This window comes from Synechococcus sp. MU1655 (assembly GCF_023630655.1).
GTDB lineage: Bacteria > Cyanobacteriota > Cyanobacteriia > PCC-6307 > Cyanobiaceae > Synechococcus_C.
Window position 1 is genome coordinate 1 of the sequence record NZ_JAKUHK010000133.1, and the last position, 5,523, is coordinate 5,523.

The window sequence follows — 5,523 nt, forward strand, 5'->3', positions numbered from 1 at the left end:
TCTAGGTACGTCATCAACTCACGATCATGCGCTTTTTTAAAGCGGCCGCTACCGGCCTGATCGCGCTCACAGCTGTTGGCCTTGTGGCCTGCCAAAAGTCTGCTCCCACGAGTGACACAGAGGCGTCAGGCCAAACAGGCAATGTGTTTGAGACCGGAAAGCTGAGAGCCGTCGTTGTGGACGATGTGCTTCCCATGGTTGACGAGAAAGATGGCAAATACGAAGGCCTTTCTTTCGTGGTGCTTAATGCCATCCGCGATCAGCTGAAATCAGCTCCAGAAAACAAGTCCGATGACATTGTGATCGAGCCTGTTTCCATCAAGTCTGCTCAGGATGGACTGAACAAAATTCGTTCCGGAGAAGCTGATATCGCTTGTGGCGTTGCCTTCACTTGGGAGAGACAAAGAACGCTTACCTACAGCTTGCCCTTCGCAACAAGCGGCACGCGTGTTTTAGCTCCCAAAGGGAATGACGGAACACCAGACAGCCTTAAAGGAAAAACAATTGGTGTCGTGAAAGACACGGCTGCAGCGGCAGTCCTGGCTAAATCCGTTGATGACGCCCAGTTCCAATTCTTCGCGACCCCTACAGAGGCTCTTGCAGGCCTTAAGGACGGAACGATTGAATTCCTCGGTGGGGACACCCTCTGGCTGAAAGCCAGTCGAGAGGCAACGGCTCCGGATGCTGATCTGGTCCCCACATTCCCTTACGCAAGATCCAGCGTCGGCTGTGTGATTGCGGACACCACTCCTCACCTACTGAATTACAGCAACTTGGCCATCGGTCAGATGCTGACCGCTTATGTGGACGACAACGAAGACGTACGCACAGCCGTCAACAAGTGGATTGGTCCTGATAGTCAGGTTGGGCTCAGCGAAAACATGATCGGCGATTTCTTCACCATCGTGCTCGCAACGACAGCTGAATTATCCAAAGGCTCCTGAGCCCATATTCCTAAAAGCGTTCAAATTTCACGTCACTCATGAACAAAACAACCCTCCTCAGCATCGCTGCAATTCTCGCGTCAAGCTCTGTCCTGACAGACGCCTCGCACTCAGCTGTTCTCAGCGAGCCCGATCTAGGGAATGCTCTGGAACAGCGCATTGAGAAGCTCTCGAGTGACACTTGGGAGCGATTAGGGGTCAGTCATCACAACGATGGCCAGACCATTGCTCGAGCATGGGGCAATGGCAACGGCCGCGCCTGGGGCAACGGTGGTGGCCGTGGACGTGCCTTTGGCAACGGGGGCGGAAGGGGCTTCGCCAATGGCTATCGCGCAGGTTTCGCCAATTGGTAAACCACGCTGATTACGGACCCATCGGCCTCTTGGTGATTCAGGCCACATCGCTCTGCAACCTTGATTGCAGTTACTGCTACTTGCCTGATCGCCAGAAACGACGGATCTTTGATCTCAATCAATTACCTGTTTTGCTGAACAGGGTGTATGAGAGCCCCTTTTGGGGCCCTCAGCTTTCAATCCTCTGGCATGCTGGCGAACCACTGACGCTGCCTTGCAGCTTTTACGACGAGGCAAGTGCCATCGTGCGTGAGCAAACAGCTGAGCTGCAGGAGCAAGGGGTTCAGATTGAGCAGCATGTGCAAACCAATGCGACGTTGATCAACGACGCCTGGTGTGAATGCTTTCAGCGCAATCAAATTGTTGTAGGTGTGAGCGTTGACGGGCCAGAAGAGATCCATGATTCCCATCGCCGTTTTCGCAATGGCATTGGATCTCATGCTCTAACAATGCGTGGCATTCGAAAACTTCAAGATCACGCGATTCCTATCCATGCGATCGCTGTACTCACGAGTGCGGCCATCGAAGATCCAGAGAGGATGTACTCCTTTTTCCGTGACAATGGAATTCAGGATCTCGGCTTCAATGTCGAAGAGCAAGAAGGTATTAACGCCAGCTCTTCCATGCAGGGACTAAGCAGAGAAAAGCAATATCACAACTTCTTAAAATGTTTTTGGGAGTGCAATCAAAGGGACGGTTTTCCGATTCGCCTGCGTGAATTCGATCAAATCACTGAGATGATGGCCAGTGGGCAAAGACTGCTTCAGAACGAAATGAATCGCCCATATTCGATCTTGAGTGTGGATTCAGCAGGCAATTTTTCCACTTTTGATCCTGAACTCCTCTCCGTGGAAACCAAGAAATATGGATTGTTCAATTTAGGAAATATTCGCGATCAATCCCTCGTCGGTGCCGCTGAAACCGAGACATTTCGCCAATTGCTTCAAGACATGACCATTGGGACAACGCTTTGCCGTGATCAATGTGACTACTACGGCTTCTGCGGCGGCGGAACTGGAAGCAACAAGTACTGGGAGCATGGAACCTTGGCCTCTAGTGAAACCTGTGCCTGCCGTTTTTCAACCCAAATCCCAGTGAACGTTCTTCTCGAACAAATTGAAACCCAGGGTGTAAAAACACCTTAACTATTTCAATAGCAAATATGTTTTCACTCACACGCAAAAGCCATCGATCTGCATCAGCTATCGGCGTCGTCGTAGCTTGCTCATCGCTCATTTTTGCTCACGCACCAGTCGCTCACGCAGGTTGCACATTCCTCATGCCAATCGGTGGCAATGGCGATGGTCCTAAGCCCTACATCGTCAAAAAGAGAGTTCAACGCAACAAAGCATTGCTAGGTCGTACGAACTGGAATACCGACTTTGTCGTGAACCAACCTTTTGCCTCTTACAAACTCTTCTTCACCGCAGACTCGACGGATAGCAACCCTGGCTCTTATCCAATCGAAGCCTTTCTGAAATTTTCGGACGGCAGCAATTTAAGAGTTGTCAAAGAATTCATGAAGCCACCAACAGGAACCGGAGCTCAGTTCGGTCCATTCCAGACTCCTCAGGGGAAGGCTGTTAGCCAGGTGAACTTCAAAGTTGGTGCTGGCAACGATCCTGGAGCAACCGGATTCAGTTACCGCATTTCGGTACAGGGTTGCGACTGATGCATGAAAGGTCAATCAACTACATTGTTGTTTGGCCTGGTGAGTTCCTCTCTCCGGGAGGGTGATCGCAGCATCAACCATCGGGCCAATGCCCGACTCTCCCTCCGATTGTTCTTGCCCCATCCTCTGCTCCCAGATCTAAAGGAATTGGCCTCTGCCATAGCCGTAGACCACGGGTTCGAGCTGGCTGATTTGCAGGTCCTAGCCCACATGCAACCCATGACGGTGCTGATCCAAATTCGCCGTTCCAGCGGAGACGATGTGACCTTGGATGATTGTGCTGCTTTCAGTGCACCGATGGGAGAAGCCCTGGAAAATGCTGCTGTTCTCAACGAGGCTTATGTCCTGGAGATCAGTAGTCCAGGGATCGGAGAACATCTTCAATCGGATCGCGATTTCCAGACTTTTCGTCGCTATCCGGTCGACGTGATTCACCGTGACGCTGAGGGGATTGAAAAGAAACATTCCGGGACCCTTTTAGAGCGAACGGAAGACCACATCAAGATCAGTATTCACGGGCGAATTAAACAGATCTCGCGGGACTCCGTGATTTCTGTTGAGCTCACCAGTCCTACTGGCTGACCCCTTCAAGCCTCTTCCAACCTCACTCTCCTCCAAGACTTTCATTCCCGTCCTCGATGGCTCTCGTCCTTCTCCCCGGCCTCAGCAACCTGATCGAAGACATCAGCGAGGAAAAGAAACTCGCCCCTCAGGTCGTTGAGGCTGCCTTACGAGAAGCACTTTTAAAAGGCTATGAGCGCTATCGGCGCACCCTTTATTTAGGGATTAGTGAAGATCCTTTCGATGAAGAATATTTCAGCAATTTTGATGTCGCCCTCGATTTAGACGAAGAGGGCTATCGGGTTCTCGCCAGCAAAATCATTGTTGATGAGGTTGAAAGCGAAGACCACCAAATCGCCTTGGCCGAGGTCATGCAAGTGGCTGAAGACGCCCAGGCCGGCGACACTGTCGTACTCGATGTCACTCCCGAGAAAGAGGATTTCGGTCGCATGGCAGCTGCCACGACCAAACAAGTTTTGGCTCAGAAGCTGCGCGATCAACAGCGACGGATGATCCAAGAGGAATTTGCTGATCTCGAAGATCCAGTCCTGACTGCTCGCGTGATTCGATTCGAGCGTCAATCGATCATCATGGCCGTGAGTTCGGGTCTTGGCCGTCCCGAGGTCGAAGCTGAATTGCCCAGGCGCGATCAGCTCCCCAACGACAACTACCGCGCCAACGCCACCTTCAAAGTCTTTCTTAAAGAGGTCAGCGAAGTGCCTCGCCGTGGACCTCAACTCTTTGTGAGTCGAGCCAATGCAGGGCTGGTGGTTTATCTCTTCGAAAATGAAGTTCCTGAGATCCAAGAGGGCTCGGTACGCATCGTTGCCGTTGCCCGTGAAGCCAATCCACCATCGAGATCGGTAGGGCCTCGGACCAAGGTGGCTGTCGACAGCATCGAGAGAGAGGTCGATCCTGTTGGAGCGTGCATCGGAGCCCGGGGATCACGCATTCAACAAGTCGTGAATGAACTCCGTGGCGAAAAAATTGATGTCATCCGCTGGTCCCAAGACCCCAGCCAGTACATCGCCAACTCGCTGAGTCCAGCTCGCGTCGAAGTTGTGCGTCTTGTTGATCCCGAAGGGCAACATGCCCATGTGTTGGTGCCGCCCGATCAACTCAGTCTTGCCATCGGTCGAGAAGGTCAGAATGTTCGTCTTGCAGCTCGATTAACGGGTTGGAAAATTGACATCAAGAACTCAACGGAATACGACCAAACCGCAGAGGATGCTGTTGTTGCTGAGCTCATCTCCCAAAGGGAAGAGGAAGAAGCCCTTCAACGTGAAGCGGAAGAGCGCTTAGCCGTTGAACAGGCAGCCAGGGCCGAGGAAGATGCTCGACTTCGTGAGCTGTATCCGCTTCCCGAAGACGAGGAGGGATACACCGAAGATGGAGAGTATTACGAGGATGCTGAAGCAGCGGTCGAGGAACCCGTGGCCGAAGCCGTAGAGGAGTCAGTCGAAACAGCTGAGACCGAATTGCAAGCTGAAGATCAGATCACAGAACAACCTGAACAACTGGACGACGAGCTCGATTCTGAGGATGCCCCCAGCACAAGCGATGAAGAGGAAGGAGCCCGGTGAACGTTTCGCGCCCCGTCCTCCGTCGCTGTGTCGCCTGCCGTCAGCTGCTCGATCGCAGCATGCTTTTGCGAGTGATTCGTGACCATCAGGAAGGGGTCCTCCTCGATCAGGGAATGGGCCGATCGGCCTACCTCTGCCCGACTGAGGCCTGTTTTGAAGAGGCACGCCGCCGCAAAAGGCTTCAGAAATCCCTGCGTTGCCAGGTTCCTGAAGACGTAATGACGGCGCTGCAAGAGCGGCTCACCGAACCTCGGGTTGCAGCCGCTGAGGCAAGATGAACATTGGCACCACGTGTGTGGAGCCCCGAGGCACACCGTGCCCGGACCGACCGGAGACCTGAATGACCAGCAGCGGCAAAGTCAGAATTTATGAGTTGTCCAAGGACCTTGGCTTGGAGAACAAAGACGTCC

At 52.8% G+C, this 5,523-nt stretch carries 7 protein-coding genes; all 7 read left to right on the plus strand.

What is annotated here, in order from left to right:
• Nucleotides 1-26: 26 nt before the first annotated feature.
• The 7 genes from grrP (at nt 27) to NCN04_RS07260 (ending at nt 5,391) form a co-directional block, all read left to right on the plus strand.
• Nucleotides 27-944: an extracellular substrate binding-like orphan protein GrrP gene (grrP, locus tag NCN04_RS07230; protein ID WP_048347190.1), complete on the plus strand. Its 918-nt coding sequence runs from the start codon at nt 27-29 to the stop codon at nt 942-944.
• A 38-nt stretch (nt 945-982) separates the two neighbouring features.
• Nucleotides 983-1,297, plus strand: a complete 315-nt coding sequence (grrA, locus tag NCN04_RS07235; RefSeq protein WP_048347191.1) for a GrrA/OscA1 family cyclophane-containing rSAM-modified RiPP — start codon at nt 983-985, stop codon at nt 1,295-1,297.
• Nucleotides 1,291-2,442 (plus strand): cyclophane-forming radical SAM/SPASM peptide maturase GrrM/OscB, encoded by a 1,152-nt coding sequence (gene grrM / locus NCN04_RS07240; protein WP_048347192.1) that lies wholly within the window; start codon nt 1,291-1,293, stop codon nt 2,440-2,442. The genes grrA and grrM overlap by 7 nt, the downstream gene beginning before the upstream one ends.
• A 17-nt stretch (nt 2,443-2,459) precedes the next feature.
• Nucleotides 2,460-2,969 carry a hypothetical protein gene (locus NCN04_RS07245; protein WP_250395642.1) on the plus strand — a complete coding sequence of 170 codons (510 nt, stop codon included), beginning with the start codon at nt 2,460-2,462 and terminating at the stop codon, nt 2,967-2,969.
• A gap of 114 nt (nt 2,970-3,083) precedes the next feature.
• Nucleotides 3,084-3,551, plus strand: coding sequence for a ribosome maturation factor RimP (rimP, locus tag NCN04_RS07250; protein ID WP_250395644.1), 468 nt, complete (start codon nt 3,084-3,086; stop codon nt 3,549-3,551).
• 56 nt (nt 3,552-3,607) lie between these two features.
• Nucleotides 3,608-5,113: a transcription termination factor NusA gene (gene nusA, locus NCN04_RS07255; protein ID WP_250395643.1), complete on the plus strand. Its 1,506-nt coding sequence runs from the start codon at nt 3,608-3,610 to the stop codon at nt 5,111-5,113.
• The gene (locus tag NCN04_RS07260; RefSeq protein ID WP_048347195.1) at nt 5,110-5,391 is read left to right on the plus strand and encodes a YlxR family protein; all 282 of its coding nucleotides are present in this window, start codon (nt 5,110-5,112) and stop codon (nt 5,389-5,391) included. The genes nusA and NCN04_RS07260 overlap by 4 nt, the downstream gene beginning before the upstream one ends.
• Nucleotides 5,392-5,523: the final 132 nt, after the last annotated feature.

Coding starts and splice junctions, on each gene's coding strand:
- grrP (WP_048347190.1), top strand. CDS start 27: ATGCGCTTTTTTAAAGCGGCCGCTACCGGCCTGATCGCGCTCACAGCT.
- NCN04_RS07245 (WP_250395642.1), top strand. CDS start 2,460: ATGTTTTCACTCACACGCAAAAGCCATCGATCTGCATCAGCTATCGGC.
- grrA (WP_048347191.1), top strand. CDS start 983: ATGAACAAAACAACCCTCCTCAGCATCGCTGCAATTCTCGCGTCAAGC.
- nusA (WP_250395643.1), top strand. CDS start 3,608: ATGGCTCTCGTCCTTCTCCCCGGCCTCAGCAACCTGATCGAAGACATC.